The sequence below is a fragment of the Kocuria atrinae C3-8 genome (assembly GCF_000286355.1).
GTDB lineage: Bacteria > Actinomycetota > Actinomycetes > Actinomycetales > Micrococcaceae > Kocuria > Kocuria atrinae_A.
This window is the reverse complement of sequence record NZ_AJXN01000101.1, coordinates 1-25,774: the sequence shown is the minus strand read 5'-3', so window position 1 is coordinate 25,774 and position 25,774 is coordinate 1. Positions and strand designations below refer to the sequence as shown.

Genomic DNA, 25,774 nt, shown 5'->3' with positions numbered 1-25,774 from the left:
CTGCTGGCCATGACACTGCTGGCGATCCTGGTGCAACGGCAAGCAGGGGTCAGGCTCGGGGCGCAACCGCTCGTGGCAGTGATTCGAGCGGCCGTGCAGCTGGCTGTCATCGCCCTGATTCTGCGCGGCGTGTTGGCTCTGCCATGGTTGGTTCTGGCGTTCGTCGTGCTGATGCTTTCCACAGCGTCCTGGACCTCGTTCAGCAGACTCAAGGGGATTCCGGATGCGCGCAAGGCCGTGGTCACAGGCATTTTCGTGGGAGCCTGATCACGATCGGCCTGATCTTCGGCATGCGCCTGGTCGAGTGGGAGGTCGCCAACGTGGTCGCGGTGGCCGGCATCGTGATCGGCAATACGATGAGCGCGGCAACCCTGACCGGACGGAACTTCGAACGCTCCACGGTGGCCCGCCGCGGTGAAATCGAGGCTTGGCTCTCTCTCGGTGCCACTTCTCAGGTCGCGCACCAGTCCGTGGCGCAGGAATCGATGAAGGAATCCTTGATCCCCAACATCGATCAGACCCGCGCGACCGGTTTGGTCACCTTGCCCGGCGCATTTGTGGGAGCCTTGTTAGGAGGCGCATCCCCCACTGAAGCTGCCATGCTGCAACTGGTGGTGCTCGTGGGGATTCTGCTGACCCAATCCATCTGTTCATCCGTGGTGATCCGTGTGCTGTCCGGTTCACCCGTGGTCCCGCAAGAGGTACGTACTTCATGAGCACCGTTCCCAAAACCAAGTTGGGCCCCTCCGTCATCACCGAATACCTGCAACGGGTAGTGGAGGACCTTCGAGAGGTTGAGGGCGGGGCCGTCAAGGACTCCATTCCCGCGCTAGCCAACGCTGACCCCAATCCCATCGGCATCGCGGTGGCCACCGTGGACGGCGCGATTTACCAGGCCGGAGCCTCCAAGCAGGAGTTCTGCATCCAGTCGATCTCCAAGGCCTTCACGTATGCGCAGGCGCTCACGGACCGCGGCATGGACGGTGTGTTCGAGAAGATCGACGTGGAACCCAGCGGTGACGCGTTCAACGAGATCTCCCTGCAGCCGGACACCGGGCGCCCCGCGAACCCCATGATCAACGCCGGGGCGATCGCGGCCACGTCCCTGGTCAAGAACACCGCCCACGGCACGCGCCGCGAGCGCATCCTGCGCTTGTACTCCCGACTGGCCGGGCGCCAGTTGCGCATCAACAAGACCATCCATGCCCAGGAACACCGCTCCGGAGACCGTAACCGTGCGCTCGGGTGGCTACTTTCATCCCGCGGCATCATCGAGGGCGACCCCACCGAATCGCTCGAAGACTACTTTGCGCAATGCTCGGTCATGCTCAACTGCGTGGACTTGGCGCGCATGGGCGCCACGCTCGCGGCCGGCGGCATCAACCCGCTCACGGAAGAGCGCGTGCTCGACACCCAGGTGGTCTCCGACGTGCTGTCCGTGATGTACACGTGCGGCATGTACGACGACGCCGGGCGCTGGGCGCTCAAAGTCGGCCTGCCCGCCAAGTCCGGCGTGGCGGGTGGCATCATTGCCGTGCTGCCCGGTCAGCTGGCCGTGGCCGTGTTCTCCCCGCCGTTGGATCAGCACGGCAATTCGGTGCGCGGCATCGCCGCCTGTGAGCGTCTCAGCCAAGACCTGGACCTGCACTTTGCCCGGACCGAACGCAATGGGCACTCCACCGTGCGCTCGGGTTACTACCTGTCCGAGGCGCCGTCGTTGATGCGCCGTAACGACGCCGCCAACGAGGTGCTCGAAGAACACGGTGAGGACGTGCGCATCCTGGAGCTTCAGGGTGACCTACGCTTCGCCGGTGCCGAGACCGCGATTCGTACCATTCGTGAGGCCGCGCGCGAGTGCGCGTATGTGCTGGTCGACATCCGCCAGGTAGATGACCTGGCCCGCTATGTCATGCCCCTGTTGGGGCGGACCTCGGAACAGCTGGAGCATGCCGGCCGTCACCTCGCGATCATCGCGGAGAAGGGTTCCGAACACACGCAGGGCCTCGAGCATCCCGTGACCGTTTTCCCCACCCGCGCGGAGGCTCTGACGTGGGCAGAGGACGAGATCCTGGAGAAATTCGGCGGCCCGGAGTGCATGCCGGACAAGGTGCGTTCCACGGACTCGGACCTGCTCAGCTCGCTCTCCGACGATGACGTCGAGGAAATCCGCTCCATGACCACGCGCGTGGAATGGCCCGCCGGCACCACGGTGCTGCGCGCCGGCCAGCGCTTCGAGGGCGTGTACATGGTGGTCTCCGGAAACGTGGAGATCACCCGCCGCTCCCCCACCGGTGAGCGGGTCGAACTCGAGGTTCTCGGCCCGGGTAAGAGTTTCGGTGAAGTGGCCCTGGGCACGGATTCGCGCCACATGGTCAGTTTCACCACGCTCACGGACGTGGTGGCCCGCAAGCTGCCCCCGGAAGCAGTGGACGAGCTCGAAAAAACCCACCCCGAACTTGCGTTGCGCTGGTGGCGGGCGGTCTCCGCTCACGCGATGCGTCGCATCGAGGAACGTTGGCGTCAGCAGGCCGGGGAATCCCACACGACCGACTGATCACGGGCGTAGGCTGGGCGCATGAATGAACCGCGCCAGCACCATTCACCCGTGAAATTCTCGCCCGAGCAGTTCGACGCCCACGAGGGCGGTACGGATCCTGCGCGGATTTCGGAGGCCGCACACCTGGCCGCCCACGCGCTGGTGTCACGGGGCCGTGAGGCGGACGATCCGGAAGTGCATCAGCGCCTGGTCCAGCTCACGGACGAACAGGGTCTGGAAGGCATTGCCGAGCTCTGGGCGCAGGCTCCCGCCGTCTCGCTGCCCGGCGCCCTGTGGCGGTTGTACGCCCTGCGTGCCGCAGCCCGCACGGATCCGCACCGCATGGGCCGCTGGTTCGCCGCGGGCAAGGGCACGGCTCAGGTTTCGGACGTCGTGGCCGGAGTGGCAGGCCTCCCCGGGGCCGAGGAGATTTGCCAGGTCGCGGATACGATCCTCTCCGGTGCGTTCAACGGCGAGTTCGACGTCGCCTGGAGCGTTTCGCGGCGTTCTGTCGGGTGATCGCGCTGGGCCAGGAACGCACGCAAGACATCCCCAGCCTGGCCGTCCGGCACGCGGACCAGCGCATCCCCAGGCTGTCCCGAACGGCCAACGAACTGGACGCCGCCGCCAAGGCGTGGCGAGCCGGAGCATTGGATTAGCCCCCGTGCCAGGGTTTAGCATGGACAACAGGTGTCGGGCCGTGGCAGCCCCGGGCTCCATCATTTAGCCGCTACGAGCGGCCTTCCGCCGAGAGGCGCTCCCGGTCCGGCACCCCTTACTTCCCTGGTTTTACACGACCAATCCATCCTACGGACCGGTAATGGTCTGACCATGTCTCCGAACGCCCAACCTGTTTACCTTCTGCGGGTACAGTGAGGGCGAAAATTCACTTGGATGACACCTAAGGATGGGCGCGCGGATGGCCTTTCGGATCTTCCCCGAAGACGAGCGGGTAATTGAACTGTTGGTTCAAATGTCCCAGTGCGTCACCACGTGCGTGGATCTGTTGGCCGAACACATCAGCGCCTCCGACGAGCGCCGCGCGGAAACCTTGCAAGCGCTCATGGACACCGAGGACGAGTGCTCCAACCTCTACTTCTCGCTGATGACCACCACCCGCTCGTCGTACGTGGTGCCCATCCCCCGTCAGGACCTGTACATCCTGGGGCAGTGGATCCTGAAGTCCGTGGAAGCCCTGGTCGCGTGCGCGGAGACCCAGGAGCTGTATCAGATCGGCCGCCCCACCTCGTACGCCACGGAGCAGTTGAACACCATTCGCTTGATGGCCGAGATGACCACCAAGGCCATGGGACGGCTGGCCACCCTGGATGAGCTGGACGACTACTGGTTCGAGATGATCCGCCTGTCCCGCCAGTCCGAGCGCACGCACCGTAATTATCGGGCCGCTCTGCTCGACAAGCACAAGGCTCCCCACGCACTGCGCCGCATGGATACCGCGGCCCGGATCCTCGATGCCTCCCGTGCCCTGTCACACGTGTCCGCCGAGGTCGGCCGAGTACTCGTCGCGGAATCCTGATAGACCATGGCAGAACTTCTTCTGGTCGTCGGCTTTGTGCTGGCCATCGCGTTCACGGTGGTCAACGGTTTTCATGACGCATCCAACGCGAATGCCTTGCCAGTGCGGTTCAACGCGCTCACCCCGCGGGTGGCCGTGGGCATGGGCGCGGTCTTCAACCTGGCCGGCGCACTCACCGTGGGCTTGGTCCTCACGCAGTTGATCCCGTTCGACATTCCCATTCCCATCAGCACGGTGGGAACCGTGGTCATCATTTGTACCCTGATCACCGCCATAGCCTGGGACATGCTCACCTGGTGGTGGGCCATGCCCTCGTCCTCTACCGCCGCCATGAGCGGTGGCATCATCGGTTCGCTCGTGGGCGCGTACGCCGTGGGATTGGCGCACGATCTGGCCGTCAACAGTTACACGATCTGGCGGTTGGCGCTGCCGATTGTGGTGGCCCCGGCCATTGCCTTCGTGCTTGCTCAACTACTGGTTTTCCTGGCTGTATACCTGGTACGGCATGAAGCACCCGGCGTGGTGAAGAGCCGCTCCGCCATTGTGCAGGCCACCGGTGCGGCCGCGATCCACTTCGGTCACGGGATCCAGCACGGCCGCCGGGCCATCTGGATCTTCGTGGTCCTGCTCATGTGCTACGGCATGGTCATCCCCATCTCCCACATTCCGTGGTGGATTCCCCTGCTCGTGGGGCTGTGCCTGGGCGCGGGAACCCTGCTGGGTGGTTGGCGCATTGCCTACACCCTGTCCTCGCGCGTGGTGAACCTGGACCCGCTCCGCGCGCCGTGCCCAAACGGTCGCCGGCACCCTCTTGTTCGTCGGTGGTTTCCTGGTCCCGCTGCCCATGTCCACGTCCCAGACCAGCACGGCAGCCATCCTGGGTGCGGGTTCCGGCCAGCGCTTCCGCACCGTCTACCACCGCACGCTGGTGCAGGTCCTGCTCACCTGGGCCGGCACGGTCCCGGCGTGCGCGCTGGTCTCGAGCACGTTGTTCCTGGCGGCCTCGCCGCTACTGCAGCTGAGCCCCTAGAACACCGCCACAACACAACGACACCGCCGCGCCCACCGGCCCCAGCGTGGGGAACCAGCGCGCGCAGCGGCGTCGTAGTGAATCAGGAGTCGGGCGAAACGTGACCGATCAGCCGAAGCGGCCGGACACGTAGTCCTCGGTCTCCTTCTTCTGCGGGTTGTTGAAGATTTCCGTGGTGGGCGCGTACTCGATGAGCTTGCCCGGCTTACCGGTGCCCTCGATGTTGAAGAATGCCGTCCGGTCGGACACACGCGATGCCTGCTGCATATTGTGCGTCACGATCACCACGGTGTAATCGGTCTTGAGCTCGTTGATGAGGTCCTCAATGGCCAGCGTGGAGATGGGGTCCAGCGCGGAGCAGGGCTCGTCCATGAGGATCACGTCCGGCTTCACGGCAATGGCGCGAGCGATGCACAGACGCTGCTGCTGACCACCGGACAGACCCGAACCCGGCTTGTTCAGACGGTCCTTGACCTCGTTCCAGAGGTTGGCACCGCGCAGCGAGGACTCGACCAGCTCATCCGCGTCCTTGGAGGAGATGCGCTTGTTGTTGAGCTTCACACCCGCCAGCACGTTGTCGCGGATGGACATGGTGGGGAACGGGTTGGGGCGTTGGAAGACCATACCGATCATCGAACGCACCGTAACCGGGTCCACGCCCTTGCCGTACAGGTCGTCGCCGTCCAACAGCACCTTGCCCTTGGCGTAGGCACCGGGGATGACCTCGTGCATGCGGTTGAGCGTGCGCAGGAAGGTGGACTTACCGCAACCGGAAGGGCCGATGAAAGCGGTCACGGACCGCGCTTCAATGTTGATGTTGACGTCCTCGACGGCCAGGAAGTCGCCGTAGTAAACGTTCAGGTCTTCAACGTCGATTCGTTTCGACATGGTGTGGATTCCTTAGGACTCGTGACTCGATGGATGCTTAGCGGCCGGCGTCTTAGGCGCGAAGGCCTTGGCGATCAGTCGGGCAAGAAGGTTGAGCAGCATCACGATCGCGATCAGGATCAGTGCCGCGGCCCAGGCCCGCTGCAGTGAGGGGTCGGGGTTGGTGGGCGAGGTGGGTGTCATGATCTGGTAGTAAATGTACGTGGGCAGCGTGGTCATCCAACCGGAGAACGAGTTCCAGTTGATGGCCGTTGCAAAGCCCGCGGTTACCAGCAGCGGAGCGGTCTCACCGATCACGCGGGCAATAGCCAGCGTAACGCCGGAGGCGATACCCGAGATCGCGGTGGGGATGACCACCTTGAGGATGGTGCGCCACTTCCGCACGCCCAATGCGTAGGAGGCCTCGCGCAGTTCGTTGGGAACGATGCGCAGCATTTCTTCGGTGTTCTTCACAACCGTGGGAATCATGAGCACGGTCAAGGCGACCGCGGCCACAATACCGGTACGGGTGGACGGGCCGAAGATCATGCCGAACAACGCCGCCGCGAACAGACCGGCCACGATGGACGGGATACCGGTCATGACGTCCACGAAGAAGGTGATGGCCTTACCCAGCCAGCCGTTGTTGGAGTACTCCACCAGGTAGATGGCGGTCAGCAGGCCGATCGGCACGGACATCAGGTTGCCCAGAAGGTGATGGACACCGTGCCCACGATCGCGTGGTAGGCACCGCCCACCACGTCTCCGGGAGCTTCCGCAAAGTTGTCCTGCGCGCCGGTCACGCCGTTCATTGACGTGAACAACAGGTTGGAGGTCAGGCCGGGGATACCGTTGGCCAGCACCGTGTAGATCACCGAGATCAGCGGGATCACAGCCAGGATGAACGCGGTGTAGACCAGGAAGGTCATGAGCGAATCGGAACCGGCTCGTGAGCCTTCGATCGCACCGATCAACAGCGGGCCCACGATCAGGAACACGAGCGCGGCGAAGATCGCCCACGTGGCGATGTTGAAGCCGATGAGTGCTGAGATCGCAGCACCCACGACAATGGCGCCCACACCGATCACGGGGATGAGCCACTTGGGGCGCTGACCGCGAGTCAGTCGGGACTCGCGCACGGGAGAGGTACCGGGCTTAGTCGTAGTCGTTGACATCAGTTAGCTCCCGAGAATTCCTTGTAGCGGGCAATGATGGCGCGAGCGATCATGTTGACCACCAGGGTGATCAGGAACAGCACCAGACCGGCCGCGATCAGCTCGGACAACCGCAGGCCGTAGGCCTCGGGGAAGTTCAAGGCGATTTCCGCAGCGATCGTCTGATTGCCGGACTTGATCAGGGACGCGATCATGGGGCCGGAGGACAGCACCAGTGCCACCGCCATGGTTTCGCCCAGTGCACGTCCCAGGGCCAGCATGACGGAGGAGATGATGCCCGGTCGCGCGAAGGGCAGAACGGACATCCGGATCATTTCCCAACGGGTCGCGCCCAGGGCCAGCGCTGCTTCTTCGTGCAGCTTGGGGGTCTGGGTGAAGATCTCGCGGGACATGGAGGTGATGATGGGCAGGATCATGATGGCCAGCACCACGCCGGCGGTCATCATGGTCTTACCGGTCTGGGATGCGGGCCCGCGAAGATCGGGATGAAACCGAGGTTATCGGCCAACCAGTTGTAGAACGGCACCAGCGCGGGAGCCAGCACCGTGGCGCCCCACGCACCGTAGATCACGGACGGGATCGCGGCCAGCAGGTCGATCACGTATCCGACAGACTTGGAGATCCGGGCCGGCGCGTAGTGAGAGATGTACAGGCCACCAGGATGCCGATGGGCGTGGCGATCAACAGCGCAATGATGGCTGCGATCAGCGTGCCGAGCACGAGGGGCCAAATGTATGAGAAGAATCCTTCTCCGCCGGTGATCTCGTCCGCCGGAGCCGCGAACGTGGGCAGCGCCTGCAGCAGCAGGAACAGTGCCACGGCCGCGAGCACGGCAAAGATCAAGATGCCCGCTGCGAGACTCAATCCTGAGAATATCGAGTCACCCGCGCGACCGGCCGCGGAGTTCTTGGTCCCCGGCTTCTGTGCGCTCGCTGTGGTGGACATGTACAGAGTCCCTTCAGATCATGGTCAATTCTCGTGCCAGGGCAACCTACCATTCCCTCATCGGGAAGCGTATGGCCCGGGCGTTCGGCGCACAGACGGCGTCGACGCGTTGCACGCGCCGACGCCGTTTGTGCGCGCTAGGTCGTCAGGTCAGCCCTGAACCTTGATGGATTCCACTGCGGCCGTGGCTGCTCGCGCAGGGTCTCGGACAGCGGTGCGGAACCGGCGGAATCAGCGGCGGTCTTCTGGCCGTCCTCGGAGATCACGTAGGACTCGAAGGCCTTGACCAGGTCGGCGGTCTCCTGGGAGTCGTACTGGGAGCAGACCACGTGGTAGGAGATCAGCACGAGCGGGTAGGCACCGGCTTCGGTGGTGTCACGCTCGAGCTCGATGGCCATGTCGTGCTCGCTACGGCCCTCGACCTGCTTGGAGACCTCAACGGCCTTGGCTGCAGCTTCCGGGGAGTGCGGGACGTACTCTTCGCCGACCTTGATCTCCACGGTGCCCAGGTCACCCACGGCGGAAGCATCCGCGTAGGTGATGGTGCCCTCGGTGCCCTGGGTGGTGTTCACAACGCCGGAGGTGCCCTTGTCGTTCTCTGCGGCGTACTTGGAGGGCCAAGCCTGATCCGCTTCGTCGGTCCAGTCCTCGGGAGCGGCGGCGTGGAGGTACTCGGTGAAGTTCTCGGTGGTGCCCGAGTCATCGTTACGGTGCACCACGGTGATGCGGGTGTCCGGGAGATCGGCATCCGGGTTCTGCTCGGCGATCTCGGGAGCGTTCCAGGACTCGATCTCGCCCTTGAAGATCTTGGCAATGGTGGGGGCGTCCAGCTTGAGGCTGTCCACACCGGGCAGGTTGAAGGCCACGGCGATCGGGGAGATGTAGACGGGGAGGTTCAGGGCGCCGTCGGGGCCGCACTGCTCCTTGGATTCCTCGTTCTCCTCGTCGCTCATGAAGCGTCGGAACCAGCGAACTGGGCGCCTCCGGCCAGGAAGGCGGTGCGGCCCGCGCCGGAGCCGTCCGGGGAGTACTGCACGGTGGCGCCGCTGTTGGCGGACTGGAAACCGTTCTGCCAAGCGGTCATGGCGGCCTGCTGCGAGGATGCGCCGATACCGGTCAGGGTGCCGGAGACGCTGGACTCGCCGCCGCCGTTGGAATCGCCGCCTTCGTTGCCGGTCGGGTTGTCCGAGCCGCACGCAGTCAGGGCGAGGGCGCCAATGGCGAGAACGGCGGCTGAACGGCCGAAGTAGGAAGCCTTCACAGTGTTACCCCTTCATGGAATATTTCCGGCGGTGCCGGTGGATCGCAAAACGGCCGGACTCGGCCAGTGACTCGACCACGGAAAACTGCACATCCGTAGTGGTTCACCCGTGACGGTAGGCAGTGGATATGGACAGAGATCTCCAGGTAGGTGAACTCAGGGTTAACAGATGACGCGTCAGTGCCATTCTTCCGGCGGCCACGTGCATGAACGCGAGCGAATGTGAGTTAATGCACACTCCCGAAAAGGACCCCCTGCCCCGGGCCTTCGACCCGCCGCCGGTTTCGCGCCACCGCTGCCTAAGATGGGGTCATGTCATCGAGCGAGGCGAAACAGCACAGGTCCCGGCTTGCTCATGTTCCCTCTGCGGTGAGCAAACGTTCCAAGACTGGTTGGAACCGGATGCTCCGCGGGCTCTTCCAAGCGGTTCAGATGACCGTGGCCGCCGTGGGTGCCTACGTCATCGCGGAGCGATTGCTCGGCCACCACGGCCCCATTTTCGCGGCAACCGCTGCTCTGGTCTCGCTGGGTTATGCCAAGGGCGGGTTGCGTTACCGGCGAGTGCTTGAGGTCGCGATCGGTTGCACCCTGGGCATCGTGGTGGGCGATCTACTCATGCACGCGTTGGGCCATGGTGAATGGCAAGCGGCGATTGTGCTGCTGGTTTCGCTCATGCTCGCCCGATTCCTGGACAACGGAGCCATCTTCACCACCCAGATGGGTTTGCAGTCGGTACTCGTGGTGCTGCTACCCCCGTCCCAGGACGGGGTGTTCGCCCGCTCGTTGGACGCCGTGGTCGGTTGTCTGTGCGCGCTGCTGCTGGCCTACTTCATTCCGGAAGACCCCCGCCGCGAGCCCCGCGGGGACGTTCGCAAGCTGATCAGGGAGTACTCCGAGCTGCTGGCCGAGTCCTCCCGCGCCGTCTCCGATTACGATTCCCGTCTGGCATGGCACGCCCTGGTGCGCGGCCGTCAGACCCAACCTCTGGTCGACTCGGTCCGCACGGGATTGAAGACGTCCAAGGAGATCTCCTACGCCTCACCCATCCATCGAAGACACCGGGAAGAAATCGACAACCTGGACCATTGCATCCACTATCTGGACCTGGCCGTGCGAAATTCCCGCGTTCTCGCTCGCAGACTCGCGTCCGTGCTCGATCACGTCTCCCTCGCCGACGACGCCGTCACGTCCCTTTCCGAGGTGCTCGCCGATCTGTCCGACGCCGTGCTGAGCCTGGGTAACGCGCTGGCCGTGAGCCAGCCGCAATCGCGAGAGAGCTATCTTCGTCAGGCCCGCAACGAACTGTTCTCCGTGGCGGCCCGCCTGGAACCACACGACATGGGTGTACGCACCATGGAGGGTGAGGCGCTCGTGCTGATGATCCGGCCCATGGTGGTCGATCTGATCGAAGCCACCGGCATCAGTCACCAGGTGGCCATCAGTCACCTGCCCCCGCTGCAAGCGGACTGATTCCGCGCGGTTATGCGTGTCTGACTGGCTGGATACTGTGAACGCATGAGCACCAAGACCCGCAAACCCTCAGTGTCCTACCGCTGCACCGAATGCGGCTGGACCACGGCCAAATGGGTCGGTCGGTGCGGCGAATGTCAGTCCTGGGGCACCGTGGAGGAAGCCGGTGGTGCGCAGGAACACGGCCGCACCCAGGCCGCCCGTTCGGTGGCGCAACCTGCCAAGCCCATTGGTCAGGTGGACTCGTCCATTGCCAAATTCACGCCCACGCACGTTCCTGAGCTGGACCGTGTACTCGGTGGTGGGCTGGTTCCCGGTGCTGTGATCCTCCTCGCGGGTGAGCCGGGAGTGGGTAAGTCCACGCTGCTGCTGGACGCAGCCGCCAAGGTCGCCGGGGGCCAGACTCCCCGCGACGTTTTGTACGTGACCGGCGAGGAGTCCGCCGCGCAGGTCAAACTGCGCGCCGAACGCATTGGTGCGGTCGCGGACAAGCTCTACCTCACCGCGGAAACAGACCTTTCCACCGCTCTGGCCCATGTGGAGGCGGTGAAACCCCAACTGCTCATCGTGGATTCTGTCCAGACTCTGGCCAGTTCCGAGGTTGACGGTTCCGCCGGCGGCGTCAGCCAGGTTCGGGAGGTTGCCGCGAGCCTGATTCACGCGGCCAAGACCAAGAACATGACCACGCTCCTGGTCGGGCACGTCACCAAGGAAGGCTCCATTGCCGGGCCCCGGTTACTCGAACACCTGGTGGACGTGGTCTGCCAGTTCGAGGGTGACAAGCACTCCAGGATTCGACTGCTGCGCGCCATCAAGAACCGTTTCGGTCCCACGGACGAGGTCGGTTGTTTCGACCTGGGCGAGACCGGGATCGAATCGGTCGCGGACCCCTCGGGCCTGTTCGTGTCCCGCACGCCCCTGCCCGTGGCCGGTACGTGTTTGAGCGTCACGGTGGAGGGTCGCAGGCCCCTGCTGGCCGAGGTGCAAGCGTTGTTGGATAAATCCAGCACCGCACAACCCCGCCGGGCCACCTCCGGCCTGGACAGTTCACGCGTGGCCATGCTGCTGGCGGTCCTGCAGCGCCGGGCAGGGGTGGGCCTGGCCAGTCTCGACTGCTACGTCTCTACCGTGGGCGGTGTGCGGCTCACCGAACCGGCCACCGACCTGGCGGTGTGTATGGCCCTGGCCTCGGCCGCACAGGACCGCCCGCTCCCCCAGCGCTTGGTGTGTTTCGGGGAAATCGGTTTGGCAGGTGAAGTCCGCCCGGTGCCGGACATCAATCGCCGGATCCAGGAGGTGGCACGGTTGGGCTTCACGCACGCCGTGGTGCCCGCTTCCCCCAGTGGCCCGGGCAAGATTCCCCAGGGATTCTCCGTTCGCGAAGTCACCACGGTCAGCCAGGCCATCGAGCTGCTCTTTCCTCCGCGGGAGCGCTGACCAACCCTGCTGAACGGTGCGGATAACAGCCCCGGCTGGGCACCAGGTCCATGCAGATAGCACGTAGGATGATCACGTGGTGAAAGCTCAGGAAACGGCCCTTCGTAGAACCCTGGCCCGCTTGGCACCCGGAACCCAGTTGCGCACGGGACTCGAACGCATTCTGCGGGGTCGGACCGGCGGGTTGATAGTGCTGGGCTTCGACAAGTCCGTGGAGGCCGTGTGCTCGGGCGGTTTCGACATCGACACCGAATTCACCCCCACCAAGCTGCGCGAACTGGCCAAGATGGACGGCGCCATCGTGTGCGACCGAGATGCCACCCGCATTCTGAAAGCCGGTGTGCAGCTCATGCCGGACGCTCACATCGAGACCCAGGAATCCGGTACCCGTCACCGCTCCGCCGAGCGCACCGCCAAACAGACCAATGTTCCGGTGGTCTCCGTGAGCCAGTCAATGAGCGTCATCACCATTTACGTGGGCAATGACCGCTACGCCATCGAGGGTTCGCAAGCGATCATGGCCCGCGCGAATCAGGCTCTACAAACCTGGAGCACTACAGCAACCGCCTGGAACAGGTGCTGGGTAGCCTCTCCGCCCTCGAGATCGAAGCCGCCGTGACGGCCCGGGATGTGGCTCTCACCCTGCAGCGCATGGAAATGGTGCGCAGGATCTCCGAGGAAATCAGCTGGTACGTGCTCGAACTCGGCGAGGACGGCCGGCTCATCTCACTGCAGCTGGAAGAACTCACCGCGGGCAACGGCCCCGGTCCGGACGTGGTGCTGCGCGATTACTTGCCGGAGGACATCCCCGCAGAGGTCTTCTCCTCCGCCATGGAGCAGCTGGCCCAGCTGTCCCCTGCGGACCTGATCGACCTCCAGAAGGTTGCCGTGGCCGCGGCACTGATCACTCCCCAGGGCAACCTGGAAGCGGACCTTCACCCGCACGGCTACCGCCTTCTCGAAGGCATCAAATCCATGCCCCGTGTGGTGGCCAAACGCCTGGTCGGTCAGTTCGACGGGTTGCAGGCCCTCATGGCCGCCAACCTCGAAGACCTCATGTCCGTGGAGGGCATTGGTGAGCAGCGCGCCCGCAACGTGCGCGAATCGCTGTCCCGCATGGCGGAGACGAGCCTGCTCGAACGCTTCATGTGAGCGGCGGGTCCGTCGCCCGGTGCTGAACGCGCGAGCCTCCCGCAGACCTGGAGACAGCCTCCCGAAAAGTCTGCCCTGAACAGCCCTTCTGAGGCGGTTTACTCCAGGACGAATGTGGCGTTCGAGCTGGTTTGCTCGCCCAGTCCCACGGTCAGGTTGTAGTAACCGGCCATCGCCTTCGCCTGATCTGCGGGGCAGCCCTCTGCGGTGCGCGTGCGGTTCCAGGTCAGTCGGGCGTCTTCCTTCTTGCCCGGCTCCAACGTGACGTTGCGGTCCTCTCCGTCGGCAGCGCAGTGGCGGGAGTCGAAGATGACATCCGAGCCTGAGGTGACCACGTAATTCATGGCGTTCGTTCCGGCGTTGACCCGGCACGGCGCCTCCCCGGTGTTCTCCATGGTCATGACCAGTACCGGCTCCTGATCCGCCGGGTAGGTCTGCTTGTCCGTGGAGGCAGTAAGGCTCAGGTTGGCCCCGCACTCCTCCACGGCTGCGGGACTGGCCGAGGCGTCCTCGCTCTGCTTGTCACCGCTGGGGGTCGGGCGAGGGGTGAAGTCCGCGAACTTATTGTTCGGATCCACCGTTGCCTCCGGGGTGGGTTCTGCCGCGACTTCGGTCTGCGTGGGCGGCTGCTCGGGCTCTTCCGAAGATCCGGTCAGAGCGGAGACCACGGAGGAAATGCCCCAGATCAGGGCAATGACCAACACGAGCAGGACGACCAAGGCGATCAAGCGGCGTCGGCGGTAGACCGAAGGAGGCAACCGGTCGCCGGAATCTCCGTGGGACGCGCGGGGGTTGCTGGAATCACGCTGCTCAGAACCGTTGGTTGCCATGACCTCCAGGCTACCGTGGGGACTTATGAACTCGAGCTCCACACCCTGCGCACCGGACCAACTTCACGGCATTCACCAAGCCGTCATCCAGTGGTTCTCACGCGCCGGCAGGGACCTCCCGTGGCGCGAACCCGCGTGCTCACCCTGGGGTGTGTTGGTGAGCGAAATCATGCTCCAGCAGACGCCCGTGGTCCGGGTGCTGCCCATCTGGCGCGAGTGCTGGATCGATGGCCCACACCGGCCGACTTGGCGGCCGCGAGCCCCGCGGATGTGGTGCGGGCGTGGGGTCGTCTCGGATATCCCCGCCGCGCTCTCCGCCTGCATGCCGCGGCCACGGAGATCGCCGAACAGCACGGCAACCAGGTTCCCGCGAATCACTCCGAACTACTGGACCTGCCCGGCATCGGTTCCTACACCGCGGCGGCCGTGGCGGTGTTCGCGTTCGGTCAGCGTTACACGGTGGTGGACACCAACATCCGACGGGTGCACGCCCGTCTGTTCAGCGGCAAGGCGCTGCCGTCCAAATCGCTCACCGCGGCGGAGTCCCGGCTCGCGGATCGGCTCATGCCGGAGGACGTCGAGGAGTCGGTCAAGTGGAACCAGGCCGTCATGGAACTCGGTGCCCTGGTGTGCACGGCCCGCTCCCCCAAGTGCGAAGAATGCCCGGTGTTCGATCAGTGCGCGTGGATCGCGGCTGGCCGACCGGAGCCGGACTACGTTCCCAAGGGCCAGTCCTGGCACGGCACCGACCGACAGGTTCGCGGGGCCATCATGGCGGTGCTGCGCCACAGCTCGGCGCCGGTGCCGGTGCCCCTGTTGCTCACGGATCGTGCGGGTGCGGAGCAGTTGGCCGCCCGGATCGAGAATCCCGGGCAGGAGACGGCGGAAATGCTCGAGAAGCTGTGGTCATTACCGGCCCCGCCGGAACAGCGCGAGCGGGCCCTCAACGGGCTGATCAGGGACGGTCTGGCGGCTCGCCACGGAGACGAAGCCAGCCTGCCGAGCTGAATCGGTCTTGTTCAATCGCTCCGGACGGCTCCGGCATCCTTGGTGTCCGGGACGTGCTGACCGGCCGCGACCGCCGATAGCGCCAGGACTTCCGGAGCGTCCTGTCCGGCTGAGACCTCCGAAAATGCCGATAGCGCCGGGATTTCCGAGGCGTCCAAGAGTCAGAACGACACGTGCAGTTGGCGAATCATGCGGGTGTTCCCCAGGGTGTTGGGCTTCACGCGCGCCAGGTCCAGGAACTCCGCCACGCCTTCGTCGTGCGAGCGCAGCAGCTCGGCAAAGACGTTCGGGTCAATGCTTTCCTGGTTCTCCATGACCTCGAACCCGTGGGCGGAGAAGAACTCGACCTCGAACGTCAAGCAGAACACCCGGCTCACGCCGAGTTCGGCCGCACGGTCGATCAAGACCTCGAGCATCCGCCGACCCACGCCCTGTCCGCGAGCCTTGACCGAGGTGGCCAGCGTACGCACCTCCGCGAGGTCCTCCCACATCACGTGCAGCGCACCGCAGCCCACCAGCTCGCCGCTCTCGTTCTCAGCGACCACGAACTCCTGGATGTTCTCGTAATAGGTCACCGTGTCTTGGTGATCAGGATGTTCTCCTGGGCCATGGGCGCCACCAGGGCCTTGATGCCCTGGACGTCCGAGGTCTTCGCCGGGCGAATACTGATCTTCTCCATGCCAAAACTGTACGCCGCGGCCTTGGCGAGACGCGGGTTAAACGCCGCGAGCGGCGTCGGCAATCCCCGTAAGGATTCCGACGCCGCTCGCGACGTTGCTGAGGTCGGTTCGCCTAGGCCTGGGCCTGGGCGGGGCCGTCCCCGAAGCCACCCGTGTTGGGTGAGCGGGGTACGTCCCTACCGGACTCGCTGTCGTCGTTGTCTGTCAATGACGGCGTGTTGTGGATCTCGTCCAGTTCCTCGTCCGAGAGCTCGGACATGGGGGTGGATGAGAACGTGAACGTACGCTCGTCACCTTCACCCTCGACATCCACGGTGATCTTCTCACCGGAGGAGATCTCACCGAACAGGATCTTCTCGGACAGCTGGTCCTCGATCTCACGCTGCACCGCACGGCGCAACGGACGAGCGCCCATGGCCGGGTCGTAGCCCTTCTCCGACATGAGCACCTTGGCGGCATCCGTGAGCGAGATGGACATGTCCTGCTCGCGCAGACGCTGCTGCAAGCGCGCCACGAACAGATCCACGATCTTGAGGATCTCGGTCTGGCTCAGCTGCGGGAACACGATGGTCTCGTCGACGCGGTTGAGGAACTCGGGACGGAAGTGCTCCTTGAGCTCCTCCTGAACCTTGGCCTGCATCCGGTCGTAGGAGGTCGACACATCCCCGGTGGCCTGGAAGCCAACGGGCACGGTGCGCGAGATGTCCTTGGTACCCAGGTTGGTGGTCATGATGATCACCGTGTTCTTGAAGTCCACCACGCGGCCCTGCGAGTCGGTCAGGCGACCGTCCTCGAGGATCTGCAGCAGCGAGTTGAACAAGTCCTGGTGTGCCTTCTCGACCTCGTCGAAGAGCACCACGGAGAACGGCTTGCGGCGCACCTTCTCGGTGAGCTGTCCGCCCTCTTCGTAGCCCACGTAACCCGGAGGGGCACCGAACAGTCGCGAGACCGTGTGCTTCTCCTGGTACTCGGACATGTCCAGGGTGATCAGGGCGTTCTCATCACCGAACAGGAACTCCGCGAGTGCCTTGGCCAGCTCGGTCTTACCGACACCGGTGGGACCGGCGAAGATGAACGAGCCACCCGGACGGCGCGGATCCTTCAGACCCGCACGGGTACGGCGGATCGAGCGGGACAGCGCCTTGATGGCCTCGTTCTGACCGATGACGCGCTTGTGCAGCTCGTCCTCCATGTGCAGCAAGCGACCGGACTCTTCTTCCGAAAGCTTGTACACGGGCACACCTGTGGACGCGGACAGGACGTCCGAGATGACCTCGGGGGTGACCTCGGAGATCTGGTCGTCGCCGTCGCGCCAGGCCTTGTCCTTCTCCTCGCGCTCGTTGATGAGCTTCTGCTCGTCATCGCGCAGCGAGGCGGCCTTCTCGTACTCCTGGCCGTCGATGGCGGCTTCCTTGGCGCGCTTGGTGTCCGCGATCTTCTCGTCCAGGGCCTTGATCTCCGGCGGAGCGTCATGCGCTTGATGCGCAGGCGGGCACCGGCCTCGTCGATCAGGTCGATGGCCTTGTCCGGGAGGAACCGGTCGGACACGTAGCGAGCGGACATGTGCACGGCGGCTTCCAGCGCCTCGTCCGTGATGGACACGCGGTGGTGTGCCTCGTACTTGTCGCGCAGACCCTTGAGGATCTCCACGGCGTGCGCCTCGGAAGGCTCATCCACCTGGATGGGCTGGAAACGACGCTCCAGGGCGGCGTCCTTCTCGATGTGTTTGCGGTACTCGTCCAGCGTGGTGGCACCAATGGTCTGGAGCTCACCGCGAGCCAGCATGGGCTTGAGGATCGAGGCAGCATCGATAGCGCCCTCGGCGGCACCCGCACCCACCAGAGTGTGGATCTCGTCAATGAACAGGATGATGTCACCGCGCGTACGGATCTCCTTGAGCACCTTCTTGAGGCGCTCTTCGAAGTCACCGCGGTAGCGCGAACCGGCCACCAGCGAACCGAGGTCCAAGGTGTAGAGGTGCTTGTCCTTGAGCGTCTCGGGCACGTCTCCGCGCACGATCGCCTGGGCCAAGCCCTCGACCACTGCGGTCTTACCGACACCGGGTTCACCGATCAGCACGGGGTTGTTCTTGGTGCGGCGTGAAAGCACCTGCATCACGCGTTCCATTTCCTTGTACCGGCCGATGACCGGGTCAAGCTTGGACTCGCGTGCGGCTGCGGTCAGGTTGCGACCGAACTGGTCCAACACCGCGGAACCCGCAGGGGTGCCCTCAGCGCGGCCACCGGTGCCGACACCGGCGGCTTCTTTCTCGCCACCGGAGTTGCCGGACTGGTAGCCCGAAATCAGCTCGAGCACCGTTGCCCGCACCTTGGCGGGGTCAGCACCCAGCTTGATCAGAACCTGGGATGCCACACCCTCGCCGGCACGAATGATGCCCAGCAGGATGTGTTCGGTGCCGATGTAGTTGTGACCCAGCTGCAATGCTTCGCGCAGTGAGTGCTCCAACACCTTCTTGGCACGGGGTGTGAAGGGAATGTGACCGGAGGGTGCCTGCTGTCCCGGTCCGATGATGTCTTGTACTTGTTCGCGCGCCGAGCTCAGGGTGATGCCCATCGAGTCGAGGGCCTTGGCTGCTACGCCTTCGCCCTCGTGAATCAAACCGAGCAGCAGGTGCTCGGTACCGATGTAGTTGTGGTTGAGCATCCTGGCCTCTTCCTGGGCCAGCACCACGACCCGGCGGGCGCGGTCGGTGAAGCGTTCGAACATGGATACTCCTTCATTGATCTCTGCCAACGATGCTAGGCACCTCACGGCCGTTTCTGGGCACTGTTCGCCGCTGGCGCACGATGTATAGCCCAGAGCTAAACCCTGTTGTGCCCGGCAACGGCAACGGCCGGAGCGCACCTGATGGTGCACTCCGGCCGTGAGGCTGCCCGCTGGGAAACGCCATTCCCGAATCAGGCATCAGATCTGCGCCGAGTCGTACTCTCCCCTCAGCGGATCAGATCCCTGCTTACTTGTGAGCGTCGTAGTACTTGTCCTGGATGTCCTGGTGGATACGTCCACGATCGGACACCTGGAATCCCTGTTCCTTGGCCCACGCGCGAATCTTGGGGGTCTCGGGGTTGCGAACGGGTGGGGCGCGTGGTGGCACCGCGGTTGGTCTTGGCCGAGGCGCGGCGGGCCTTGGAAACGTAAGGACGCAATGCTTCGCGCAGCTTGGTGGCGTTAGCGGAATTCAAATCGATCTCGTACTGTCCGCCGTCGAGACCAAAGCGAATGGTCTCATCTGCGGAACCGCCATCGATGTCATCTTCAAGAATGATCTTGACTGTCTGTGCCATGTCGGATCCTCCTCATCACCCGTCAAGGGGTCATGTCAAAAATTAGTGAGACATTGGGTGTCATGCGTGCTCTCCGGGCGGATAGACACACATCGTGTCAATACGCGTGAACCTGTCCCCCGAATAGTCCCTATTCACGTGCGACGATCTGAATATTGATCAGATCACACGATGATAAGCAGACAAGAACACGAGTGTTTCACGCGCTCCTATCATGACATGATTATTCTCTAATGTCACGATGAGATAAACGTGCGGTGTTATTTATCCTGCGGGGTATCCCTGATCGGAATGGAGTTCTTGAGCTCTAATCCGCGTTTCTTCTTAGAGCTTACTTCTTGGTAGCCAAAGGGAACCTGATCACCCTCGCGCTCCTTGAGATCTTCATACCAACGCTCGGCGTCCTGTTCCACATTTGCCTGTGCGGAACGTTCTGCCCTGTCACCGCGGAAAAGCCAGCGCATGACCAAGTAGAAAATGAGGCCCACACCGAGAGAGGGCAAGAAAACGGAAAGATACTCCATGGCGGTTATTGTCCCCTACTGCCCTGAACGGTCACTGGCACTTACCTGCTGGTACGCGCTCATTCGGGCTTCATGAGCGGGAACAGGATGGTCTCCCTGATCCCCAGATTGGTGAACAGCATGATCAAGCGGTCCAGGCCCAGTCCGAGTCCACCCATGGGCGGCGCGCCGTACTCCAGGGCCCGCAGGAAGTCGTCATCCAACTGCATGGCCTCCTCGTCGCCGGCGGCAGACTTGGAGGACTGCTCCGTGAGACGCTCGCGCTGGATCACGGGGTCGATCAATTCGGAGAATGCGGTACCGCGTTCCATACCACCGATGATCAGGTCCCAGGCTTCAATGAGTCCGGGCTTCTCCCGGTGCTGACGAGCCAACGGCTGGGCCGAGGGCGGGTAATCATAAACAAATGTGGGCTGGATCAAGTTCGGTTCGACAATTTCCCCGAACAGCTCGACCACAAGCTTTTCCGCATCCCACGCCGAATCAACCGAGATCTCACGCTGCTGGGCGATCTCACGGAGGGTTTCTGCGGGAGTATCCGGGGAGATTTCCTGCCCAACTGCTTCCGATAGTGCGGGGTAGACGGAAACCCACTCCCACTCACCGAAGAGCTCAATACGGCCCTGATCAGTATCAATACCGTCAACACCCAATGCAGAGGCGCAGGCCTGAATGATTTCTTTGATCCGGTCGGCCATCACGAATTGATCCGCGTAGGCTTCGTAGGCTTCCAGGGTGGTGAACTCCGGGCTGTGGGTTGAATCCACGCCTTCATTACGGAATACCCGTCCGAGCTCGAAGACCTTTTCAATACCGCCCACTACGGCGCGCTTCAAATACAGCTCGGTGGCAATGCGCAGCGTCATGTCCTGATCGAACGCGTTGAGATGCGTTTCGAAAGGTCGCGCGGCGGCCCCACCATGAATGAGCTGCAGCATGGGGGTTTCGATTTCGATGTACCCGCGCTCCTCCAGAACACGACGCACGGTGCGCGTGATCAGGGAGCGTGTCAGCACCACGTCACGAGCCTGCGGGCGCACGATCAGGTCCAGGTAACGCTGACGCACGCGGGTCTCTTCGTTGAGTTCCTTGTGCAGGGTGGGCAGCGGGCGCAGTGCCTTGGAGGCCATGCGCCAAGAATCGGCCATGACGGACAGTTCACCGCGCCTGGAGCTGATCACGCGACCGGTCACGGCCACGAAGTCTCCCAGGTCCACCTGGCCTTCCAGGCCGCCAGGCGTCCTCGCCCACGTTGGCCTTGGAGATCATGACCTGCAGCCGGGTGCCGCCGCCCTCTTGCAAGGTGCCGAAGCACAGCTTGCCGGTATTACGCACGTGGATCACACGCCCGGCTACCGTGACCACGTCCTCGGTTTCCTCGCCGGCCTCGAGGTGCTCGTAGCCTGCGCGCACCTCAGCCAGGGAATGGGTGCGGCCCACTCCCACCGGGTAGGGGGAAACACCCGATTCCTCGATGGCCTTTCGCTTGGCGGCACGGAACGCCATTTGGTCGTTCAATTCGTGCTCGGAAAGCTCCGGGGTGGAATCTGCTGCTGTGGTGTTTTCTCGCTGCTCGGTCACAATTCTCCAGGATAGCGGTCAGATCAAATCTTCATGTTGTCGATCAGGCGGGTGGGGCCCACCCATGCGGCGGTCAGCGCCAGCGCCCCGGCTCGCGGTGGGACCTCCGCGAGCGTATCCGGGTCCACCGTCACCAGGTAATCCAGTTTTACCCCGGGCTCCGCGTCGATTCGCTCGCGGGCCTGGTTCAGGGTGACTTCGCCCGCCGCCAGCGAGTGCAAGGTGCGGTTGAGGACAAGGCCGTGAGCGGCGTCGTCGGTGCTCAAGTACTGGTTACGGGAGGACAGCGCGAGGCCCGCGTCCGAGCGCACGATGGGCACCGGCCGAATTTCTACGCGGTGATTGAAATCACGCACCATTCTTTGCATGAGTAGCAATTGTTGGGCGTCCTTCTCACCGAAGTACGCGCGGAACTCGACACCGGGGCCGGGCTGAAGGATGGTGAAGAGTTTGTTGACCACGGTGAGCGCGCCGTCGAAATGGCCTGGACGGGTGGCGCCTTCCAGGACGGAACCAGCCTGGCCGGAGGTCACCGAGACCACGGGAACGCCACCCGGGTACATTTCCTCGGTGCTCGGTGCGAACACCAGGTCCACCCCGGTCTCGGCGAGAGCGGCGACATCCTGCCCGAGCTGGCGCGGGTAGCTGTCGAAGTCCTCGTTGGGCCCGAACTGGAGCGGGTTCACGAATACGGAAACCACAACCAGTTGATTTTCCTGGCGCGCGGTCTGCGCGATCCGGAGATGACCGTCGTGCAACGCTCCCATGGTCGGGAACAAACCCACGCTGGTGACGCCCTGCGCCACGCGCGATTCGAGTGCTTCTCGCATCTCGCCAACGGTGGTGCACACCACGGGTTGAGTCACTGAAGGTCCTTCCCCTCGAGCGCGGCCAGCACCGCGCGATATGTCGTCTCGTCGATCCGACCGGATGCCTCGGCGCGCTGGGCCGTGAGCTTCCCGAGGGCACGATAGCCCTCGAGCAGGTCATGGCCCGCCGACGACGCCGCGGCGTCCGGTCCCGCAAGTTCCGTCAGGGCGGCCACGTGGGCGGCCACCGTGCTCACGTCACCGCGCGCCACCGGGCCGGTCAGTGCGTTCTCCCCGGAGGCCAGGGCGTTGTCCACCGTGGCACGCACCAGAGGACCCAGCATGCGGTCGGGATGTTCGACACCGATCTTATGCAGCAGCTGCATGGACTGCCCCATCAGCGTCATTACGTGATTGGACCCGTGAGCGAGTGCGGAGTGGTAGAGCGGACGATCGGCCTCGGCGATCACCACGGGCTCCGCTCCCATTTCCACCACGAGTGCCTGGGCAATGGGCAGGACAGGAGCCGCGGCGGTCACGCCGAAGCTGCAGTCGGTGAGCCGTTGCAAGTCCAGGCTGAGGCCCGTGAACGTCATGGAGGGGTGAATGGCCAGACCGATGCCCCCGGCCGCTCGCACCGGTTCCAGCACGTCCGTTCCGAAGCGTCCCGCGGTGTGGACGACCAGCTGACCCGGTTGCCAAGCGCCCAGCTTGCCGAGCCCTTCGACCAAGCCCGGCAGTTGATCGTCCGGCACGGCCAGCAGCACCAGTTCGCTGCGTTCCACGATGGTGGGCACGTCCAGCACGGGAACGTCCGGAAGCAGAGCGTCCGCGCGGTCCCGGCTGGCCTCGGAGTGGGCATAGACACCCACCACGGCGTGGCCGGCAGCGCGTAGGGCCGCGCCCAGCACGGAGCCCACCTTTCCGGCGCTGATGATTCCCACGCCCAGGCGTCCCGGGCGCTGTTGTGGCTCGTTCACTGGATCTCCTCGCGCGAGCGGTGTAGTTCGTGGTGATTCGCTCGGTCCCTGGCCAACCGAGCCAGGTCCGTCTGCCGGGCCAAGAGCTCCTTGGACTGCTGGACGTCCAGGTGGTAGATCGTGGTGGTGACGGGTCCGGCAATCATGTGTGCGTGGATGCTCGCCAACCTCATGCGACGGTCGATGGGTCCCTGCTGCAGGCCGAGTGACTGCGTCTTGTGGTGCGGAATCACGCTGACGTTGCGGTTGAGACGCCCCCAGCGCATGGCCAGGACGGCATCATCCATCGCGAATCCCGTGCGCCGCCACGTCAACGGGTCCACCCAGCGAGCCCGGCGGGGCTGATCGTGTACTCCTGGTCTCCGTCGATCCCGTTGAGTCCGTCGCGCACCAGTTCCGTGGGCGGTTCCGCGAGGGGCAACACCAGCTCCAGGATCTCCGCAACGTTCTCGGGCGATCCGACGGGAAGCACGAGTGAGCGCAGGCCTTCCATGTCGTCGATCCCGCCCTTGCCCGCGGTGCTGACCTTGACCCGGTGGCCGTCGAAGACCCGCCAGAGCATGGGCTTGGAGACCTGCAGAGCCTGCACCCGGCCCACCGGAATGGTCGAGGAGCGCTCGTTGAGCAGCCCGGAGCGGACCCGCACGCCCACGTGCACCTGGCTCAGGGTGAATCCCCAACTGCTTTCCAACCGGTTGTAGAGACCGGAGACGATCATGATCACCACGGCAGGTAACTGGGGATCAGGACCCGCAGCGCTTCTGGTTCCAGCGCCACACGACCACGGCGACGATCGCGAAGAACACAGCTGAAATCGTGCTCCACGAGAGCAGCAGACTCAGCAGCACCCGACTGGTCGGAACCGTGAACACGCGGCGCTGTTGATCCTGATCGTCCTGGTCCGTGAGCAGACCCAGCCGCTGGGCCGCTCGAATTTCGCGGGAACGTTCCTCGTCTGCTGTGAGTCCGGAGCGCGAACCGTGCCGGGCGAGTAACGCCCGCTGTTCCTGGGCCTGCGGAGAGTGGTCCCACGGTGCCGGCCGGTGACCCGCGGCCACCGGTGCGGTGGCCGCGGACGGCGAGTCGGCGGCGTCGTCGTGCCCGTGAACGTCTCGAGCATCGCCCCTGGCGTCATCCTGCGCTGTCGCGCTGAGCGCGAAGCCTCCCGAACCGCACCGAGCAATTGGTGCCGCAGTTCCCGGGCCTTGTCGCGGCGCAGGTACGACAACTCGAGGGCGCTGCTGCCACCGTCGGCCACGTCGAATTTCAGGGAGGCCAGGCCGAAGATGCGGGGCAGGAACTTCCGTTCGATGTCGATGCCCTGCACCCGATCCAACCGAGCCTGGCGCTGCGTGCGGAAGATGGCGCCGTTACGGAAGCGCACGTGTCCGGGGTGATCTGGTAGCGGGTGAACCACCACGAGAGCACGCCCAGGCCGATGACCAGACCGACCACGCCGCACAACACCGCGGCGACCAGGCCGAGACCGACGAGCTGAACCGTGCCGGCAAAATCCACGTCCAGCGGATCGCCGTAGACAATCGCGGCCAGCACGTCGTCCAGGAACACGTTCCCCACGCCCCACACCAGCGCCACGATGAGTAGCCAGCTGCGTACATAGGGGGTAAGCGGGTGCACCCGGTGCCATTCGCCTTCGGCGGCAGGCTGCGGGTTGGTGTCGAGATTCTGGGCGGCTGATGTCTGTCCGTCCATGCCGGGGGCACTCATCACAGCCCCACCATGAGCTCTTCTCCCCGGCGCGTGAGTTCCTCACGCAACCGGTCGGCCTCCGCCCGGGGCAGGCCCGGGAGGTCCGCGTCCGTGTTCGCCGCCGCCGTGTGAAGGGTCAGGTTGGCCAGGCCGAACGCGTTGAGCAGCGGGCCGGTCTTAATATCCACGTACTGCATGCGACCGTAGGGAACCACCGTGACGCTACGGAAAATGATGCCCTTGCGCAGCCACAGTTCGGTCGCCTCCTCCGCGTAACCAATGGCGCGCACGCGGCGGGGAATCAGGCACAGGTCGATCAGGCCCCACACCAGCACCACGGCGGGCGGGAACCACATCCACAACGCCGGCGAGTCACCCCAAATCCCCAGCAAACCGAGAATCAGCGGAATGCCGAAGATCACGGTCCAGATCACGGTGCTGATGGTGCCGGAAATGAGCCGCACCTTGATGTAGTCCGGTGACACACGTTTCCACTGCAATCCCTGAGGACTCAGTTCATTGGTGTCGGGCATAGCCTCCCTCTCCGGTGGCGTAAGGGTCTTGACGTCCACCGTACGGGGTGTCCTTCTCTGCGTCAGGGTCCTCCGGCGGCAGCTTGCACCAATTCTCGACGATCCAGCCGATCACCATGAGGATCACTCCGGCCACGATCTGGGCCACGCACAACCACAGCGGCTCCTGGGTGGTGCGCACCCCGAGCAGCATGACCTGGTCCACGCCCAGCCCGGCGTGCCAGCCCGCGGTCAAGGCGCCGTAGTACGCCACGGCCTGGGCCGCCGCCGCGGTGCCCACGCCCCACACGGGGTCGTACGGCTTGCGGTCGGCCGGGGCCCGACGACGCCGGCCGCCCCTCCCTTCCGGGTCGCGGTACGCACGCAATCGCAGGCCGAGATAGAGCAACACGGCGGCCGCGGCA

The 25,774-nt window shown here is 64.3% G+C and carries 16 protein-coding genes and 11 pseudogenes; 9 read left to right on the top strand and 18 right to left on the bottom strand.

Annotation, left to right across the window (positions count from 1 at the left end):
* Window positions 1-9: 9 nt before the first annotated feature.
* From YO9_RS21655 to YO9_RS21930, 5 genes and pseudogenes are all read left to right on the top strand, one after another.
* Window positions 10-716: pseudogene (locus YO9_RS21655) on the top strand (ABC transporter permease).
* Window positions 713-2,554 carry a glutaminase A gene (glsA, locus tag YO9_RS0110945; protein ID WP_016997498.1) on the top strand — a complete coding sequence of 614 codons (1,842 nt, stop codon included), beginning with the start codon at window positions 713-715 and terminating at the stop codon, window positions 2,552-2,554. The pseudogene YO9_RS21655 and the gene glsA overlap by 4 nt, the downstream one beginning before the upstream one ends.
* 21 nt (window positions 2,555-2,575) lie before the next feature.
* Window positions 2,576-3,195, top strand: a pseudogene (locus YO9_RS0110940) (hypothetical protein).
* 260 nt (window positions 3,196-3,455) lie between these two features.
* Window positions 3,456-4,073 (top strand): DUF47 domain-containing protein, encoded by a 618-nt coding sequence (locus tag YO9_RS0110935; protein ID WP_016997496.1) that lies wholly within the window; start codon window positions 3,456-3,458, stop codon window positions 4,071-4,073.
* A gap of 6 nt (window positions 4,074-4,079) precedes the next feature.
* Complete coding sequence (locus YO9_RS21930) at window positions 4,080-5,207, top strand: inorganic phosphate transporter (protein ID WP_472973946.1); 1,128 nt, start codon at window positions 4,080-4,082, stop codon at window positions 5,205-5,207.
* A 4-nt stretch (window positions 5,208-5,211) separates the two neighbouring features.
* Here the strand turns inward: YO9_RS21930 and pstB are convergent, their stop codons facing one another.
* From pstB to pstS, 4 genes and pseudogenes are all read right to left on the bottom strand, one after another.
* Window positions 5,212-5,991 (bottom strand): phosphate ABC transporter ATP-binding protein PstB, encoded by a 780-nt coding sequence (gene pstB, locus YO9_RS0110925; RefSeq protein ID WP_016997495.1) that lies wholly within the window; start codon window positions 5,989-5,991, stop codon window positions 5,212-5,214.
* Window positions 5,992-6,003: 12 nt separating this feature from the next.
* Window positions 6,004-7,145: pseudogene (pstA, locus tag YO9_RS0110920) on the bottom strand (phosphate ABC transporter permease PstA).
* A pseudogene (pstC, locus tag YO9_RS0110915) lies at window positions 7,145-8,090 on the bottom strand (phosphate ABC transporter permease subunit PstC). The pseudogenes pstA and pstC overlap by 1 nt, the downstream one beginning before the upstream one ends.
* A gap of 150 nt (window positions 8,091-8,240) precedes the next feature.
* Window positions 8,241-9,351: pseudogene (pstS, locus tag YO9_RS0110910) on the bottom strand (phosphate ABC transporter substrate-binding protein PstS).
* Window positions 9,352-9,663: 312 nt separating this feature from the next.
* Here pstS and YO9_RS0110905 point away from each other — a divergent pair.
* The 3 genes and pseudogenes from YO9_RS0110905 to disA all read left to right on the top strand — a co-directional run bounded on the left by YO9_RS0110905 (window position 9,664) and on the right by disA (window position 13,410).
* Window positions 9,664-10,821, top strand: a complete 1,158-nt coding sequence (locus tag YO9_RS0110905) for an FUSC family protein (protein WP_031273125.1) — start codon at window positions 9,664-9,666, stop codon at window positions 10,819-10,821.
* A gap of 45 nt (window positions 10,822-10,866) precedes the next feature.
* Window positions 10,867-12,258, top strand: a complete 1,392-nt coding sequence (radA, locus tag YO9_RS0110900; RefSeq protein WP_016997491.1) for a DNA repair protein RadA — start codon at window positions 10,867-10,869, stop codon at window positions 12,256-12,258.
* Between the two features lie 76 nt (window positions 12,259-12,334).
* A pseudogene (disA, locus tag YO9_RS0110895) lies at window positions 12,335-13,410 on the top strand (DNA integrity scanning diadenylate cyclase DisA).
* A gap of 98 nt (window positions 13,411-13,508) precedes the next feature.
* On the opposite strand, the gene YO9_RS0110890 reads toward disA, so the two are convergent.
* Entirely contained in the window at window positions 13,509-14,240 is a 732-nt protein-coding gene (locus YO9_RS0110890; RefSeq protein WP_016997490.1) for a hypothetical protein, read from the bottom strand.
* A gap of 25 nt (window positions 14,241-14,265) precedes the next feature.
* Here YO9_RS0110890 and YO9_RS0110885 point away from each other — a divergent pair.
* A pseudogene (locus YO9_RS0110885) lies at window positions 14,266-15,248 on the top strand (HhH-GPD family protein).
* A 161-nt stretch (window positions 15,249-15,409) separates the two neighbouring features.
* Here the strand turns inward: YO9_RS0110885 and YO9_RS0110875 are convergent.
* The 13 genes and pseudogenes from YO9_RS0110875 to YO9_RS0110820 all read right to left on the bottom strand — a co-directional run.
* Window positions 15,410-15,927: pseudogene (locus YO9_RS0110875) on the bottom strand (amino-acid N-acetyltransferase).
* A 113-nt stretch (window positions 15,928-16,040) separates the two neighbouring features.
* Window positions 16,041-18,655, bottom strand: a pseudogene (locus YO9_RS0110870) (ATP-dependent Clp protease ATP-binding subunit).
* A 247-nt stretch (window positions 18,656-18,902) separates the two neighbouring features.
* Window positions 18,903-19,233: pseudogene (locus tag YO9_RS0110865) on the bottom strand (histone-like nucleoid-structuring protein Lsr2).
* Between the two features lie 260 nt (window positions 19,234-19,493).
* Entirely contained in the window at window positions 19,494-19,757 is a 264-nt protein-coding gene (locus YO9_RS0110860) for a hypothetical protein (RefSeq protein WP_016997484.1), read from the bottom strand.
* 59 nt (window positions 19,758-19,816) lie between these two features.
* Window positions 19,817-21,338 (bottom strand): annotated as a pseudogene (gene lysS, locus YO9_RS0110855) (lysine--tRNA ligase).
* 23 nt (window positions 21,339-21,361) lie between these two features.
* Window positions 21,362-22,204 (bottom strand): pantoate--beta-alanine ligase, encoded by an 843-nt coding sequence (gene panC / locus YO9_RS0110850; protein ID WP_016997482.1) that lies wholly within the window; start codon window positions 22,202-22,204, stop codon window positions 21,362-21,364.
* A complete protein-coding gene (locus tag YO9_RS0110845; protein ID WP_016997481.1) occupies window positions 22,201-23,127 on the bottom strand; it encodes a Rossmann-like and DUF2520 domain-containing protein in 927 nt (308 codons plus the stop codon). Before YO9_RS0110845 ends, panC begins: the two co-directional genes overlap by 4 nt.
* Complete coding sequence (locus YO9_RS18150) at window positions 23,124-23,414, bottom strand: PH domain-containing protein (protein WP_262925666.1); 291 nt, start codon at window positions 23,412-23,414, stop codon at window positions 23,124-23,126. The genes YO9_RS0110845 and YO9_RS18150 overlap by 4 nt, the downstream gene beginning before the upstream one ends.
* A gap of 23 nt (window positions 23,415-23,437) precedes the next feature.
* A complete protein-coding gene (locus YO9_RS18145) occupies window positions 23,438-23,845 on the bottom strand; it encodes a PH domain-containing protein (protein WP_223286431.1) in 408 nt (135 codons plus the stop codon).
* 120 nt (window positions 23,846-23,965) lie between these two features.
* A complete protein-coding gene (locus tag YO9_RS20050; protein WP_262925665.1) occupies window positions 23,966-24,454 on the bottom strand; it encodes a PH domain-containing protein in 489 nt (162 codons plus the stop codon).
* Window positions 24,394-24,855, bottom strand: coding sequence for a hypothetical protein (locus YO9_RS0110830; RefSeq protein WP_223286430.1), 462 nt, complete (start codon window positions 24,853-24,855; stop codon window positions 24,394-24,396). Before YO9_RS0110830 ends, YO9_RS20050 begins: the two co-directional genes overlap by 61 nt.
* Window positions 24,855-25,370: a PH domain-containing protein gene (locus YO9_RS0110825; protein ID WP_016997478.1), complete on the bottom strand. Its 516-nt coding sequence runs from the start codon at window positions 25,368-25,370 to the stop codon at window positions 24,855-24,857. The genes YO9_RS0110830 and YO9_RS0110825 overlap by 1 nt, the downstream gene beginning before the upstream one ends.
* On the bottom strand, window positions 25,354-25,774 hold a 421-nt coding region (locus YO9_RS0110820), incomplete at its 5' end, for a DUF3180 domain-containing protein (protein ID WP_016997477.1). The genes YO9_RS0110825 and YO9_RS0110820, both read right to left, overlap by 17 nt.

Bases quoted from the DNA above. Each gene is read 5' to 3' on its own strand.
- glsA (WP_016997498.1), top strand. From the start codon at position 713: ATGAGCACCGTTCCCAAAACCAAGTTGGGCCCCTCCGTCATCACCGAA.
- YO9_RS0110935 (WP_016997496.1), top strand. From the start codon at position 3,456: ATGGCCTTTCGGATCTTCCCCGAAGACGAGCGGGTAATTGAACTGTTG.
- YO9_RS21930 (WP_472973946.1), top strand. From the start codon at position 4,080: ATGGCAGAACTTCTTCTGGTCGTCGGCTTTGTGCTGGCCATCGCGTTC.
- pstB (WP_016997495.1), bottom strand. From the start codon at position 5,991: ATGTCGAAACGAATCGACGTTGAAGACCTGAACGTTTACTACGGCGAC.
- YO9_RS0110905 (WP_031273125.1), top strand. From the start codon at position 9,664: ATGTCATCGAGCGAGGCGAAACAGCACAGGTCCCGGCTTGCTCATGTT.
- radA (WP_016997491.1), top strand. From the start codon at position 10,867: ATGAGCACCAAGACCCGCAAACCCTCAGTGTCCTACCGCTGCACCGAA.
- YO9_RS0110890 (WP_016997490.1), bottom strand. From the start codon at position 14,240: ATGGCAACCAACGGTTCTGAGCAGCGTGATTCCAGCAACCCCCGCGCG.
- YO9_RS0110860 (WP_016997484.1), bottom strand. From the start codon at position 19,757: ATGGAGTATCTTTCCGTTTTCTTGCCCTCTCTCGGTGTGGGCCTCATT.
- YO9_RS18150 (WP_262925666.1), bottom strand. From the start codon at position 23,414: ATGGATGATGCCGTCCTGGCCATGCGCTGGGGGCGTCTCAACCGCAAC.
- YO9_RS18145 (WP_223286431.1), bottom strand. From the start codon at position 23,845: ATGATCGTCTCCGGTCTCTACAACCGGTTGGAAAGCAGTTGGGGATTC.
- YO9_RS0110830 (WP_223286430.1), bottom strand. From the start codon at position 24,855: ATGAGTGCCCCCGGCATGGACGGACAGACATCAGCCGCCCAGAATCTC.
- YO9_RS0110825 (WP_016997478.1), bottom strand. From the start codon at position 25,370: ATGCCCGACACCAATGAACTGAGTCCTCAGGGATTGCAGTGGAAACGT.